The sequence below is a fragment of the Salinisphaera japonica YTM-1 genome, assembly GCF_003788585.1.
Classification (GTDB): Bacteria; Pseudomonadota; Gammaproteobacteria; order Nevskiales; family Salinisphaeraceae; genus Salinisphaera; species Salinisphaera japonica.
On record NZ_AYKG01000005.1, the window covers coordinates 12,354 to 25,421 of the forward strand.

The following is a 13,068-nucleotide window of genomic DNA, read 5'->3' on the forward strand; positions in this document are numbered from 1 at the left end:
TTTTGAGTTGGCAATCAGTCGCCCGACGGGGGCGAAAAGACAAGAAAGAGGGGGCACACCATGAGCGACGTGGACATGCCACGGCATAACGCGCTACCCGCCACCGCCTGGCTGGCCATCGGCGCGGCCGCACTCGGCGGCATGCTCTACGGCTACGACATCGGCATCATCGCCGGGGCGCTGGTGTTCATGAAGCCGGCGTTGTCGTTATCGGCGTCTGAGATGTCGCTGATCGTCGCGGCCGTGCTGGGCGGTGGGTCGCTTGCCACGTTGATCGGCGGGCCGGCCGCTGATCGCTTTGGTCGCAAGGCGACGCTCACAGTGGCTGGCCTGGTGTTCATCGTTGGCGTGGTGGTTACGGCCATAGCCGGTGGCTATAGCGGTGCGCTGGTCGGGCGTTTGATCCAGGGGATCGGCGTGGGGCTGATCACGATCGTGGTGCCGTTGTACATGGTGGAGGTCATGCCGCCGGCGGTGCGCGGGCGTAGTGTGACGCTGTTTCAGCTTTGCCTCACGTTCGGCATTCTGGCGGGTTATCTCGTGGGGTATCTGTTCAACCACAGCGGGGATTGGCGGGCCATGTTCGCCACCGCGCTAATCCCCGCGGCGGCTTTTGTGCTTCTGGGGCTGGCCCTACCGAAATCACCGCGCTGGCTGTTCAAGCAGGGCAGGACCGATGAGGCGCGCGCGGTGTTGGGGCGTACCCACGGCCCGGCCGAAGCCGAAACGACGTTTGCCGAGCTGGCCGATCAGACCGACGCAGACGCCGCGGCCGGGCGCTGGTCGTTGTTGCCGGCGCCGGGGTATCGCAAGGCGTTTTTCCTGGCTTTGGCGATCGGCTTGCTCAATCAGTTGACCGGCATCAATACGTTGCTGCAATTCAATACCGTGATTCTTGATCAGTCCGGTCTGGGCTCCGGTGCGGCCGCGGTGCTGGGGAGCGTGACGGTTGGTTTGACCAATTTCGTGGTCACGATCATCGGGCTGGTGTTGATTGATCGCGTCGGGCGGCGGCCATTGCTGATCATCGGTACGGCAGGCTCGGCCATCGCGCTTGTATTCATGGCCTTGGTGCATGTGCTGACCACGGCGTCGCCGCTACAGGGCTATGCCACGCTGGCCGGGTTGATCGGCTTTGTGGTCTTTTTTGCTATCGGCCCGGGTATCGTGGTGTGGCTGGCTATTTCTGAAGTGTTGCCGCTGGCGATCCGCGCCAAGGGGATGGCGGTGGCGCTGTTCGCCAATTCCTTGATGTCGGCCGCACTTGCGGCCGTGTTCATGGATATCGTGGCATTGGCCGGCTATGCCGGGGCCTTCGCGTTATTGGCGGTATCTGTTCTGTTGTATCTGCTGGTGGCGATTTTCCCGTTGCCCGAGACCAAGGGCCGCAAGCTTGAAGAAATCGAACGCCATTTTCTGGGTGGTGAACATGGCTGATGCGGTGTTCATCGGCGTGGATAGTGGCGCCAGCAAGACCCACGTCGTGGCTCTTGATGCCCAGGGCGCGGTGATCGGCCAGGCGCGGGGGGCGGCGGCGACATTGAACGGGCAGGCCGATACCGCCTGGGCGACCATTGAAATCGCCCTGGGCCAGCTTGGCCTGAGCCGGGGGCGGCCGGCTGATGATTGGCATGTCGTGGTGGGTATCGCCGGGACCGAGCTGTCCGCTGCGTTTGATGATTTCGTGGCCGCTGCGCCGATATTCGCTTCTTGCCGCGTGGTGTCTGATGCGCATATCGCCTGTGCCGGCGCACACGGTCTGACCGACGGGGCCATCGTGGCTGTTGGTACCGGGCTTGTTGGGTTTTCTCGCCGAGCCGGCACGCCAAAGCGCGCTGGCGGCTGGGGGTTTCCCCACGATGATCGCGGTGCTGGCGCGTGGCTGGGGCTGGAAGCGGTGGCCCACGCACTGGCCGTGGCGGACGGGCGCGACGATTCGAGCATGCTGTCCGAGTGGCTTCTGGCGCCTTATGATCATGATCCGCTGGCGCTGTCTGCCTGGGCCTGTACGGCACGCGCCGGTGATTTCGCGCGTCTGGCGCGTGGCGTAGTCACGAGCGCGCAGGCCGGCGATGCCCGTGCCGAATCATTGCTGCGTGCGGCCGGCGCGCACGTCTCCACGCTGGCCCGGGCGCTGATCGGTGCCCACGACGATCTGGGGCTGGCGCTCGTCGGCGGCTTGGCCGACACGGTTACGCCGTATCTGGATAGCGATCTGCGCGCACGTCTGATCGCACCGCGCTATACACCGGCCCACGGCGCTGCCCTGATGGCACGCCACGGCGCATCGGAGGTTTTGTCATGACCACGCGCATGCGCGCCGAAATGCTTGAAACGCCGGAACGTCTGGCTGATCAATGGGTTGCAAACCAAGCCTCGATGGCGACGATCGCCGAACACGTCAGGGCGCGTGGCCCGGCGACGCCGTGGTGGACGGTCGCGCGGGGCAGCTCTGCCCACGCGGCGACGTTCTTTTCGGCCGCGGCCGGCCTGGGTGCCAACCGAGTGGTGGGCGAGATCACGCCAAGTTTATTCACGGTCTATGATCGGCGACCGCCACTGGCCGATGCCATCGTCCTGGCGATCTCCCAGTCCGGTGCCGGGGAAGACATCAACGCGGTGGTGGAGGCGTCCGCGGCAAGCGGCGCGTTAACCCTCGCGCTAACCAATGATCCATCGTCATCTTTGGCACGATCAGCGGCTCTGACCTTCGATCTGGCGATGGGCGAAGAAACGGCCGTGGCCGCTACGAAAACGTTTCTCGGCACCCTGGCTGCGGCAGCGCGGCTGGTTACGACGATGGCGGACGACCGTTCGCTGGATCGCGCGCTTGCGCGCCTGCCCGATACGCTCGCGCAACGACGAGACGACCAGCCCCCGTTGGACGCCGCAGCCCTGGCTGGATTCGATCGGGCGGGTTTCGTGCTCGGGCGCGGCGTGGGGCTGGCGGTCGCCCGAGAAGTCGCGCTCAAGTTCAAGGAGGTGTGTGTGACGCCGGCCGAGTCTTTTTCGGCCGCAGAGTTCATCCACGGTCCGCTGACGCTGGTCAGCCCCGGCACGCCGATACTGATGATCTGCCTGGACGATGCCACGCGGCCCGGCATCATGAAGACTGCGCGCCGGCTTGTGGATCTTGGCGCCGCGGTCACTTTGCTGGGGCCGAATTTGCCCGCAGCGAAAGATACCGACGGCCTGATTACGATCAGCCGGCCAGCGACCGACAATGTCTATACCGACGCAATCGCCATAGCGTTTGATTGCTACGGCGCGCTCGAGGCTCGGGCGGTCGCGCTTGGCTACGATCCCGATCAGCCGCCCAATGTTCGAAAGATCACGAGTACCTACTGATGCGCGGCGCACGAGCTGACGATCCGCGGCGTTGGGAGATTCGAGGGCCGGCGGTCCACACGCCTGCCGGCGAGGCGCGCCGATTAATCATCGAAGACGCCACGATCAGCGAGGCGGGCGATCCGATCGAAGCCACGCTGGATCTCCCCGCCGACTGGCATATCGTGCCGGGCTTTATTGATGCCCATATCCACGGCGCGATGGGCGCGGATGTCATGGATGCCAGCGCCGAAGGCCTGGCCCGCATCGCGGCCTACCTGCCCGCCGAGGGCACGACCTCGTTTCTGGCCACGACCATGACCGGCTCGGCGGAGACGATCGAGGCGGCACTGCGGGTGGCGGCTAGCCACGACAGCCCGCCGGGCACGGCCGAGATGCTGGGCGTGCATCTGGAAGGCCCGTTCGTGAATGCCGATAAGGCCGGGGCGCAGCCGGTCGCGCATATCGCTACGCCCGATATCGATCGGTTCGAGCACTGGCAGGCCGCAAGCGGCGGTCGCATTCGCGTGGTCACGTTGGCCCCGGAAATGCCGGGCGGTGATGCGCTCGTCAAACACCTGACACGGGCCGATGTTCGGGCGTCGATCGGCCATTCAGCCTGTAGCGCGGCCCAGGCCGAGGCCGCGATTGCCGCCGGCGCGGCGCGCGGCACGCATCTGTTCAATGCCATGAACGGCCTGCACCACCGCGAGCCGGGGGCGGCCTGTGCGCTGCTCGCCAATCCGGTGGCACGCGCGGAAATCATTGCCGACGGACATCATGTCGCACCCGCGATGGTGAACCTGGCCTATCGCACGGCCGGTGCCGCCGGCCTCATGGCCATCACCGATGCCATGCGGGCCAAAGGGCTAGGCGACGGGCAATACACGCTGGGCGGCCAGCCCGTGACCGTCGAGAACGACCAGGCGCGCCTGGCCGATGGCACGCTGGCCGGCAGCGTGCTGACCTTCGACCAGGCGTTTCGCAACCTGTGCGCTTACACCGGTTGCAACATGGCCGAGGCGATCGCCATGACCAGCGCCAACGCCGCGGCCGATCTCGGCCTGGCTGATCGCAAAGGCCGGCTGGCGCCCGGGTACGATGCCGATTGCGTGGTGCTGGACGCCGATTGTCGCGTGCGCCTGACGATCTGTCGTGGCCGGATTGCGTATGACGGCCGCACGGCTTGGCGGGATTCTCGGTTTCGTAGGAATCGATAACGATTTGACGTCTACCACGTTGCGCCTATTGCAAGAAAGGCATATGCTGGCATATGCCATGTATTGCAGAGGTGTCGATGGAAACCGAACGTCATGCTCGTTTGTTCAAGAACGGCCGAAGTCAGGCGCTGCGTATTCCGAAGGAGTTCGAGCTGCCCGGCAACGAGGCGATTATCCGAAAAGAGGGCAACAGGTTGATCATTGAGCCGGTCGCTGCCAAGCCCAATCTTCTGGATATGTTGGCCACGCTGTCGCCGATTGAAGAAACGCTGCCGATCGCAGAAGACATGCCGCCGGACGAGGATGTTCAGCTTTGACGGCGACGGGCTTTGTCTATCTGTTGGATACGAACATCATTTCCGACATGGTTCGCCGTCCAGCAGGCCGCGCTGCCAAGGCTCTGGCGCGCGTCGACGTTGCGCAGGTATGCACCAGCATTATTGTGGTGAGCGAAATACGTTACGGCGTCGCGCGCCGCGGCTCTCAAAAACTCACCGCTCAGGTCGACGCTGTTCTGTCTGTCTTGCCGGCGCTGTCGCTCGAGTCTCCCGCTGACCGGCATTACGGCGATATCCGCGCTGAATTGGCGGGCCAGGGGCAGCCGATCGGCGGCAACGATCTTCTGATCGCCGCTCAGGCACGCGCCCTCGGGTTGACCGTGGTCACCGATAACATCCGTGAATTCGAGCGTGTTCGCGGGCTTCGAACAGACAACTGGCTAGACCAAGCATAGCTTGCGCTATCGCGTTCGGTTAGTTGCGATTTAGTGAGTAACTTGACTCTCGATTGGCAGCTTGTCGCTAGCCTTCTGAAATCAAAAACGCATAGATATCGAGCACTTGGCCGTCGCCCGCGCCAATGAAGTGCCAAGCGGCATTGATGGCTTCGGTATCGACGACGATCAGTCCGTCGTAGTCGCCGTCGGCTGTGCCGGCACAGCCGGCAACACTCAGATGCGCGGCGGTGCCGGCGGCCAGGCGTTGCGCGGGTGCAATACGCCCTGCTAGCCGACAGCCCGCCCCGGCGGCATCGATGGTCGCGGCGTCGTTGATCGTGAACGCAGCGATATCGTCGCCGATCACGCTTTGATAATGCCCGGCCAGGTTATCGGCCGTGATCGGCGCCACTGGAGCGGCGATCGTAAACCGGCGGGTCAACGACAGCGGCGTGGTGGGCGCCGGTACGCGGTGCCAGGGGGCCGATGCGTTGGCGCGGCGATAGATGACTTGAGCGCCAATCCCAGACGTCGGGGCCAGCGAGATGAAGGCTCGCCCGCTTTCATCAAAAAACGCCAGGCCGTCGTTGCCGGCCGGATCGCCGGCAAGTACGACCGCGCTCGTGCCGGCGGACAACTCGGGTAGCGATAGATCGGTTTGCGACGGGCCATCGGGTTGGGCCGGCTGATCGGCGTGGGTATCGATATGCGCGGTATCGTCATGACAGCCGGCGAGCACGAGCATGGCGGCCACGCCGGTGCCGACCAGAAAACCGACGGGGCGACGTGCGTGGCTCATCGCGTGCTGTCCGTCACGAGATCCTGTACGCGGATACGCGCGGCATTGCGCTGGCTGCGAAAGGCTTGCACGGTGACCTGGATCGGCGTGACGGTGACGAAGCCGTTGTTGAGTGCCACGGCCTCTGCCGGCGGTACGCCCTTGGGCGTTTGGTCCTGCGGGCAATTGAAGTCGATGCCCAAGCCAGCGGCTTCGTCATCATCAACCCTGCCATAGCCCAGCCGCGGGGCACTGTCGGTGTTACTGGCGTCCTCGTTCAAAGGCACGAAGAAATCGTCGCGGGCGCCGATACAGCTGATCGAGGTGAACTTGAAGGCCAGATCGCCGGCCTGGGTATCGTCATCGAAGGCGGGCACGTTTACGCTCAACCCAACCCCTGCGGGCAATAGCGCCTTGCCGTGGCGGTTTGTCTTGAGCGAGGCGATGAGGCGTTGCACGACGCCGGCCTCGCGCATCTCGATCGCATCCGCCGATAAATCTCGATACGAGCGCTCGGGCGTGCCCGCATAGCTGACGGCGACCGAGGGAATACCGCGGGCCACGCCCTAAGTGCCAAATACAGTTTTATGCGGGCATCGTGACTGTTTGATGACACCGAATCGGCCGTCATTAGCCGCCGAGTGCCATCACGGCATCGGCAAACGCTGCCGGTGCTTCCTGTGGCGGGTTGTGGCCCACGCCGGGTAAGACGCGATGCTCGAAGGGCGCACTGAAATGCGGGGCAAGTCCGGCTGTATCGGTGACCTCGAACAAGCCGCTGGCCGCCCCGTCGAGCACGATGGCCGGCGCCTCGATCACGGGCTGCTCGGCCAGGGCGGCCTCGGTGGCCTCAAAGCGCGAATCACCCGCGACGAGGCCGAATCGGTGTCGATACGAGTGAATAACGACATCGACGAAATCCGGGTTGTCGAAGGCGGGCGCGGTCTGGTGGAAGACCGCGTCGTCGAAGCGCCAAGTTGGCGACCACTGCGACCAGAGCAGGCGTGCCAGGCGAGCACGGTTATCGCGCAATCCGGCCCGCCCGCGCGCGCCATGGAAATAGAACTGATACCAGAGACGGGCCTCTTGTTCCGGGGCCAGAGGCGTATCCGCGGTGGCGATGTTCTGGATGTTGTAGCCGCCGCAGGAGACGAGCCCGCCCACGCGCTCAGGCCAGAGCGCGGCGACGATACAGGCCGCGCGCCCGCCCCAGTCGAAACCGGCCACCACCGGCCGATCCAGGCCGAGGGCGTCGATCAGGGCCAGCAAGTCATGGGCCAGAGCTGCCTGTTGGCCCGAGCGCAGCGTGGCGGTATCGCGAAACCGGGTTGGCCCGTAGCCGCGCATGTAGGGCACGACCACGCGCCAGCCGCCCGTCGCGAGCCGCTCGCCCGCGGCGACCATCGCGTGCACGTCGTAGGGAAAGCCGTGACACAACACTGCCGCCGGCCCGTCGGCCGGGCCGGCGATATGACAGGCGATGACAAGATCGCGCGTGGCGATATCCGAGCGTGTGGCTGGCGACAATAGAGCGCTAGACATGGCCTGGGGCGTTTGGTGTCCTGACGCTGAGTCTAGTCGTTTGCGGCCAGCGCGTGCACGAGCGGCCCGTCCAGGGTGAACGCCAGAAACTGCGTGCGTTGGGTTGTGCTGAAATTGTCGTCGGCGACGAGCACGAGCGTGGGGTGCCCGTGCACAGTCGGCCCAAGGGTGATGCCTTCGATATTGTCGAGATCGATATCCAGCGTGGCCAGATCCAGCAGCAGGTGTTTCTTCATCGGGTGATAACGCGTGTTGCGGATCGAATCTCGGCCGCTGACGTCTGTTGCCCCGTGAGTGTGTGTCAGATACAGGCGTATATCGTTGCCGATACCGGTAGAAAATGATCGCTCGAGCGCGATATAGGTATCCGGGGCAATCGCCAGCAGTTCGGATAGGCCGTTGGTGGCAAAACCGTCTGCCGGCTCGGGCGCCGCGGCAACGGCCGCGGTGCGATAGACATATTGGGCGAGCGGCTTGCCGGTCGCACCGTCGAGGCATAACACGCGCGCCGGACTGCCGTGCTCCAGGGTGGCTGCCGGCCCGTCCTGGATGAGCGCGTTTTCTGTCGCGGTGAGCCAGATGTTTTGATTCAGGGCATGCGTCAGGCTTTCAAAGGCCAGATTGTTACGGATGCCGTGGCGGGTGGCCGGGCGAAAGACATCCGGAATAGCAAATGCGGCTATCGGCGCGCCGCCACGTGTCATCACACGAACGAAAGGCGCCAGGCCTGTCGCGGCATTGCCTTCGCTGGTCCAGTAGAGCAGGCCCGGGAAGGCCGTGATACGCAGGCTTTCCGGATCGGCCACACCCGGGGCAAACGCCTGGCCGTCCAGCGCCTGGATTTCGGTAACGCCGGTGAACTGCACGTCGCCGTCGGCCAGTTGTCCATCCGACAAGTCAATCGTCAGGTCGTAGTACCGTACCGGGCCTTGCGCGCCGCGGTTGTCGCTGATCGCGACGTATCGCTCGTTGGCGGCATCGTAATCAATCCCGGACAGACCGCCGACTTCGGTGGCCTCAAATCGCGTGCCGGTAGGTATTTCGGCCATGCCGATGAAGGACAGCGTTACCGGCGGGTTCGCCCAAGCGCCGACTGAAAAGCCGGTGAGTGCGACAAGCGCTATCGTGCTGCCAATCGATCGTGTTCGCTGGACCATGCCGGGCTCCGCGTGGGGTTGCAGGCCTATCCTGGTCGCGGATTCATGACGGTGTCGCGACGGAGACGAGCCGGCCCCGGTGCGTGCCGGCCCGCCTCCAGCGCAAGCTTAGGCGCCGCTGCCGGCAGCGCTTGTGATGGTTTCGGTGCTCAGGTTGTCGTCATCGGCAATCGCGGTTTCGCTGTAGCGCAGGCGCCGGGCGTTCTTGTTCGAGTAGCGCAGGTCCTGATCCGAGAAATACGGCGAATCGGCGTCATCGGACTGGCTGTAGCTGACCAGGCCATAAGCTTCGGGGCCCTGGTCGGTGAACGCCAAGCCGAAATGCCAGCCGGTGCCGCGGGCGATCGACCAGCCTTCGCCGTCGGTAGCCGATAACTGGCCAGAGCGGGGCAGGGTGGCGGTAGGTGCGACACGGACATAGCGTGTGCCTTCCTCGACCGGGCTGGTATCCGGTTCGACGATATTGAAGCCGCCTTCGACGTTCTGGGTGCCGGGCCAGGGGATGCGCGGGCCGGCGAACTGGGCGGTGCCGCCGGGCCGCCCGGACGCGGACTGGCGCTGGTATTGCACACTGGCCAGCGGCGCGTCGTAGGCGATGCCGGCGCGATCCAGCGTGTTCAGGCCGCGGGCCAGGGCGCCCAGCATGGTGTCACTGGCCGCGTTACCGGCCAGCGGTGCCGGCGTGTTTGGCGTGGTGGCCGGCGCCTCGGGGTTGAAGGCCACGCTGAGCTCGCGGTTCAGGTCAGGCGTGAATTCGGCGATGAAGACTCGAAAGACCTGGGCGCCGGTGCTGTCGTTGTCGAACACGCCGTTCCAGTCGGCGAGTGCGGCACAGCCCTCGGCCACGCTGCGTGAGTCATCATCGCTGGTGTTGATATTCGTATCGCCCGCGGCGTTGCAGCGATCCAGCAGGGCCGGGAGTAGCGTTTCGGCGTAGTAGGCGCGGTTGGAATACAGCGTGTCGATGATCTCGCGGGCCGTGAACTTGCCGTCCTCGCCGCCGGGCTGGACATTGGATAGCCCGGCATCTTTCGGATTGTCGAGTAGCCGCAGGCTCATCTGTGTACGCGGCGACAGCGGTTGGCCGACCGGGCCGAACAGCGGCGAGTAATCGGTGAGTAGTGCATCCGGGTTGGTTACCCAGAAACTATCGTTGGCGTTCTGGACATAATCTGAGCGCTGGAGCTTGGGCTCGCCGTCGTAGGGCACGCGGCCGTTGCAATCGCCTTCGACCCAGTCGTCACGCGAGGTGCTGCCATCCAGCAGGGTGACGCCGGCCTGGTAGAGCCCGGCCACCAACGGATTGGCCTGGCGGCGAGCGCCTCGTCGGACAGGTGCGGCGTGGCCGAGGCATCGATAAAAAAGGCACGGCCGGCGTCGTCGGCATAGACCGTATTGGTCCAGAGCACGCTGCCGCAGGCTTCAAACGGTGCCTTGAACTCGTCGATGTTCGAAGCCGAGCCCATGGCCAGCCATTGATCGACGGTCTGGCGCGCGGTATCGGTATTGGCATCACGATAGGTGTAGGCCACGCGTTGCCCGCCTAATGTGTTGCCCCAGGCCGGCAGATTGGCATTGATGAGGTTGCCCGCCAGCATCGGGCCGTATTCGGAGTAATAGAATGTCTTGGTCAGCCGGGTTGGTGTCGGCGTGCCGTTGGCCACGTCGATCGTGATATCGCGCTGGGTGATGGGCCGGGTCTGGCCGTCTTTGATATAAGCGAGGTCGTCGCCTTCGGCAAGTGCGAGCTGATAGGCCGTGAAATGCCGGGCGGTCGAGACGGTATGGCTCCAGGCCACGTGCTCGTTGAAGCCGATCAGTGGAATGGCCACGCCGATCAGGGTCGCGCCATTGACGTTATAGCGCCCGGGCACGGTGATCTGGCTCTGATAGAGCCGGCGATTGCCGGTGTAGGGAAAATGCGGGTTGGCCAGCAGCGCGCCTTTGCCGTTCTCGGTGTACTCGCTGCCCAGGCCCCAGGCGTTGCTCGCGATATCGTGTACCGCCCAGTCGCCGGACTTGCCGATATCGGCTGGCGTGCCGCCGGTCTGGCCGAGCCGTGCCACGCGGTTGGCGTGGTTCAGATCGATACGGGTTTGGTCAGGCGTGGCCGGGCGCGGTGACGGATTCACGCCGGGTGGGGCCGCCGAGAACGTTACGCCGGTCACGAACTGATCGCCGCTGGCATACAGTGCGGTTAGCTGATAATAGGCATAGAGCTGCTCGGGCGTGATCGGCTGCACCCAGTCGGCAGAGACGCATTTACCCGGCAGATCGGCCGGTGCGGTTTCCTCCACATATTTGTTATAGCCCGCGGCAAAGCCGGTGATCATGGTTTTGGAATCATCGCCCAGCTCGTCGAATTCGGCGTCGGCCTTGTCGGCGAGGCCCAGCGCGCGATAGCTGAAATCCGTGATGACGTTGATGTTATCCGGCCCCGGGCCATAAAAAGCCGCCCGTCGGCCGGTGGCCCGCAGGATCGAATCCGCGATCAGGCAGACGTTGTCGCGGGCCTGGACATAGCCTTCGCCAAAGGCGGCCGAACCGAGATCGGCGGCCAGAATATGCGGCACGCCGTTGGTGGTGGTGCGAATCGTGGCGGCATAGCCGCCGGCCGGTGCTTCCGGCGGCGTGGTGGGCCCGGCCTCGGCCATGCTGTCGCTGCTATCGCGATCGGCGATGTCGATATTGGCGTCGTCCGAGCAGCCGGCTGCAAGCAGGGCCGTTCCCAGCGTGACTGCCACGGTGGCTCCCAGCGCCGTCCTGGCGATGCCGGCGCGCGGTGAACGAATGGCGGTGCGGCGTGTGTCGATCATGGCTTATCCCCCCGGGCGTTTCGTTATCGAAAGCCTACGGCGGGACGAGACGAGGGATATCTAATACTTTTGGCCGCGGGCAGTGATGCGCGCCGCCCGCATGGTCATGTCATTGTTTTTTAATGCCGGGCCGCGCGGCCGGGATCCTTGCGTCATACCAAAGTTGGTGTTGCGCGGGCGGCTGTGGTTGGCCTGTTGCGATGATTCTGCGTCAATGTCGGTGTTTGTCAGCACCCGTGTCGCGCGTCGCGTCTGCAACGCCTGTGATGCAATTCATTTGAACGCCTGGATGCCGGTCTGAGCGCGGCCCAGAATCAGGGCGTGCACGTCGTGTGTGCCCTCGTAGGTGTTCACGCTTTCGAGGTTGAGCAGGTGATGCATGATGCCGTACTCGATCAGGATGCCGTTGCCGCCGTGCATGTCGCGCGCGGTGCGGGCGATCTCCAGCGCCTTGCCGCAGTTGTTGCGTTTGATCAACGAGATCATTTCGGGCGCCTTGATGCCCTGGTCGAGAAGCCGGCCCACCTGGAGCGCGGCCGATAGCCCCAGCGCGATCTCGGTCTGTATATCGGCCAGTTTCTTCTGGATGAGCTGGTTGGAGGCCAGGGGCTGTTCGAACTGGTCGCGGCCCAGGGTGTAGTCCAGCGTGCGATGCCAACAGGCCTCGGCTGCGCCCATCACGCCCCAGGCGATACCGTAGCGGGCCTTGTTCAGACAGCCGAACGGGCCGGACAGGCCAGAGGCGTCGGGCAGGAGCTTGTCCTCGGGCACGAACACGTCGCGCATCGTGATCTGGCCGGTGATCGAGGCCCGTAGCGAGAGCTTGCCGGCCATCTCCGTCACCTCGAAGCCTTCGGCCGGCAGATCGACCAGAAAGCCCTTGATTTTGCCGCCGTGGGCTTCGGATTTGGCCCATACCACGACAACGTCAGCGATCGGACTGTTGCCGATCCATTTCTTCTCGCCGGATATCTGATAGCCACCATCGACCGGCGTGGCGGTCGTGCCCATGCTCGACGGGTCGGAGCCCGCCAGCGGTTCGGTCAGGCCGAAGCCGCCGATGAACTCGCCCGAGGCGAGTTTGGGCAGATAATGCTGTTTCTGAGCTTCGCTACCGTAGGCTTCGATGGGATACATCACCAATGAGGACTGCACGCTCATCGCCGAGCGATAGCCGGAATCCACGCGCTCGACCTCGCGCGCGATCAGCCCGTAGGCCACATGGCTCTGCCCGCCGCCCCCGTATTGCCTGGACACGGTGGCGCCCAGCAGGCCAGCCTCGCCCATCTCGGTCATGATCGCGCGGTCGAAATAGCCCTGCTCGAAAGCGTCATAGACCCGTGGCTGGAGCTTGGACTGACAATAATCGTGGGCCGTGTCGCGAATCTCGCGTTCGCCCTCGGACAGCTGATGATTCAGGCCGAGCGGATCGGCCCATTGGAAATCGGACATCGGGGTCTCGCCTTACGTGATGACGCTACAGCTATCACGCCGACCGTATCGGCGTACAGCA

Annotated in this window: 13 protein-coding genes; 6 read left to right on the forward strand and 7 right to left on the reverse strand. The window is 64.5% G+C overall.

From position 1 onward, the window contains the following. Positions 1-60 precede the first annotated feature (60 nt). The 6 genes from SAJA_RS02580 to SAJA_RS02605 all read left to right on the forward strand — a co-directional run bounded on the left by SAJA_RS02580 (position 61) and on the right by SAJA_RS02605 (position 5,280). Positions 61-1,437: a sugar porter family MFS transporter gene (locus tag SAJA_RS02580; protein ID WP_123657096.1), complete on the forward strand. Its 1,377-nt coding sequence runs from the start codon at positions 61-63 to the stop codon at positions 1,435-1,437. Continuing rightward, positions 1,430-2,305, forward strand: coding sequence for a glucosamine kinase nucleotide-binding domain-containing protein (locus SAJA_RS02585; RefSeq protein WP_184999713.1), 876 nt, complete (start codon positions 1,430-1,432; stop codon positions 2,303-2,305). The genes SAJA_RS02580 and SAJA_RS02585 overlap by 8 nt, the downstream gene beginning before the upstream one ends. After that, complete coding sequence (locus tag SAJA_RS02590) at positions 2,302-3,348, forward strand: SIS domain-containing protein (RefSeq protein ID WP_123657098.1); 1,047 nt, start codon at positions 2,302-2,304, stop codon at positions 3,346-3,348. Before SAJA_RS02585 ends, SAJA_RS02590 begins: the two co-directional genes overlap by 4 nt. After that, positions 3,348-4,547 carry an N-acetylglucosamine-6-phosphate deacetylase gene (nagA, locus tag SAJA_RS02595; RefSeq protein ID WP_123657099.1) on the forward strand — a complete coding sequence of 400 codons (1,200 nt, stop codon included), beginning with the start codon at positions 3,348-3,350 and terminating at the stop codon, positions 4,545-4,547. Before SAJA_RS02590 ends, nagA begins: the two co-directional genes overlap by 1 nt. Positions 4,548-4,624: 77 nt before the next feature. Next, positions 4,625-4,864 (forward strand): antitoxin, encoded by a 240-nt coding sequence (locus SAJA_RS02600; RefSeq protein WP_123657100.1) that lies wholly within the window; start codon positions 4,625-4,627, stop codon positions 4,862-4,864. After that, a complete protein-coding gene (locus tag SAJA_RS02605) occupies positions 4,861-5,280 on the forward strand; it encodes a type II toxin-antitoxin system VapC family toxin (protein ID WP_221180094.1) in 420 nt (139 codons plus the stop codon). The genes SAJA_RS02600 and SAJA_RS02605 overlap by 4 nt, the downstream gene beginning before the upstream one ends. Before the next feature lie 67 nt (positions 5,281-5,347). Here the strand turns inward: SAJA_RS02605 and SAJA_RS02610 are convergent, their stop codons facing one another. The 7 genes from SAJA_RS02610 to SAJA_RS02635 all read right to left on the reverse strand — a co-directional run bounded on the left by SAJA_RS02610 (position 5,348) and on the right by SAJA_RS02635 (position 13,007). Further along, the gene (locus SAJA_RS02610) at positions 5,348-6,061 is read right to left on the reverse strand and encodes a hypothetical protein (protein ID WP_123657101.1); all 714 of its coding nucleotides are present in this window, start codon (positions 6,059-6,061) and stop codon (positions 5,348-5,350) included. Then, the gene (locus tag SAJA_RS02615; protein ID WP_123657102.1) at positions 6,058-6,603 is read right to left on the reverse strand and encodes a SurE domain-containing protein; all 546 of its coding nucleotides are present in this window, start codon (positions 6,601-6,603) and stop codon (positions 6,058-6,060) included. Before SAJA_RS02615 ends, SAJA_RS02610 begins: the two co-directional genes overlap by 4 nt. Before the next feature lie 67 nt (positions 6,604-6,670). Further along, positions 6,671-7,582: an alpha/beta fold hydrolase gene (locus tag SAJA_RS02620; protein ID WP_123657103.1), complete on the reverse strand. Its 912-nt coding sequence runs from the start codon at positions 7,580-7,582 to the stop codon at positions 6,671-6,673. A 32-nt stretch (positions 7,583-7,614) separates the two neighbouring features. Then, entirely contained in the window at positions 7,615-8,739 is a 1,125-nt protein-coding gene (locus tag SAJA_RS02625) for an esterase-like activity of phytase family protein (RefSeq protein ID WP_123657104.1), read from the reverse strand. A gap of 108 nt (positions 8,740-8,847) precedes the next feature. Next, positions 8,848-9,948, reverse strand: a complete 1,101-nt coding sequence (locus SAJA_RS15325; protein WP_425471633.1) for a penicillin acylase family protein — start codon at positions 9,946-9,948, stop codon at positions 8,848-8,850. Beyond that, positions 9,876-11,555, reverse strand: a complete 1,680-nt coding sequence (locus tag SAJA_RS15205; protein WP_221180095.1) for a penicillin acylase family protein — start codon at positions 11,553-11,555, stop codon at positions 9,876-9,878. Before SAJA_RS15205 ends, SAJA_RS15325 begins: the two co-directional genes overlap by 73 nt. 273 nt (positions 11,556-11,828) lie before the next feature. Beyond that, a complete protein-coding gene (locus SAJA_RS02635) occupies positions 11,829-13,007 on the reverse strand; it encodes an acyl-CoA dehydrogenase (protein WP_123657105.1) in 1,179 nt (392 codons plus the stop codon). Between the last annotated feature and the right edge of the window lie 61 nt (positions 13,008-13,068).

What these genes read in the sequence shown, in the direction of transcription:
- SAJA_RS02580 (WP_123657096.1), top strand. Translation starts at nt 61, where the DNA reads ATGAGCGACGTGGACATGCCACGGCATAACGCGCTACCCGCCACCGCC.
- SAJA_RS02585 (WP_184999713.1), top strand. Translation starts at nt 1,430, where the DNA reads ATGGCTGATGCGGTGTTCATCGGCGTGGATAGTGGCGCCAGCAAGACC.
- SAJA_RS02590 (WP_123657098.1), top strand. Translation starts at nt 2,302, where the DNA reads ATGACCACGCGCATGCGCGCCGAAATGCTTGAAACGCCGGAACGTCTG.
- nagA (WP_123657099.1), top strand. Translation starts at nt 3,348, where the DNA reads ATGCGCGGCGCACGAGCTGACGATCCGCGGCGTTGGGAGATTCGAGGG.
- SAJA_RS02600 (WP_123657100.1), top strand. Translation starts at nt 4,625, where the DNA reads ATGGAAACCGAACGTCATGCTCGTTTGTTCAAGAACGGCCGAAGTCAG.
- SAJA_RS02610 (WP_123657101.1), bottom strand. Translation starts at nt 6,061, where the DNA reads ATGAGCCACGCACGTCGCCCCGTCGGTTTTCTGGTCGGCACCGGCGTG.
- SAJA_RS02620 (WP_123657103.1), bottom strand. Translation starts at nt 7,582, where the DNA reads ATGTCTAGCGCTCTATTGTCGCCAGCCACACGCTCGGATATCGCCACG.
- SAJA_RS02625 (WP_123657104.1), bottom strand. Translation starts at nt 8,739, where the DNA reads ATGGTCCAGCGAACACGATCGATTGGCAGCACGATAGCGCTTGTCGCA.
- SAJA_RS15205 (WP_221180095.1), bottom strand. Translation starts at nt 11,555, where the DNA reads ATGATCGACACACGCCGCACCGCCATTCGTTCACCGCGCGCCGGCATC.
- SAJA_RS02635 (WP_123657105.1), bottom strand. Translation starts at nt 13,007, where the DNA reads ATGTCCGATTTCCAATGGGCCGATCCGCTCGGCCTGAATCATCAGCTG.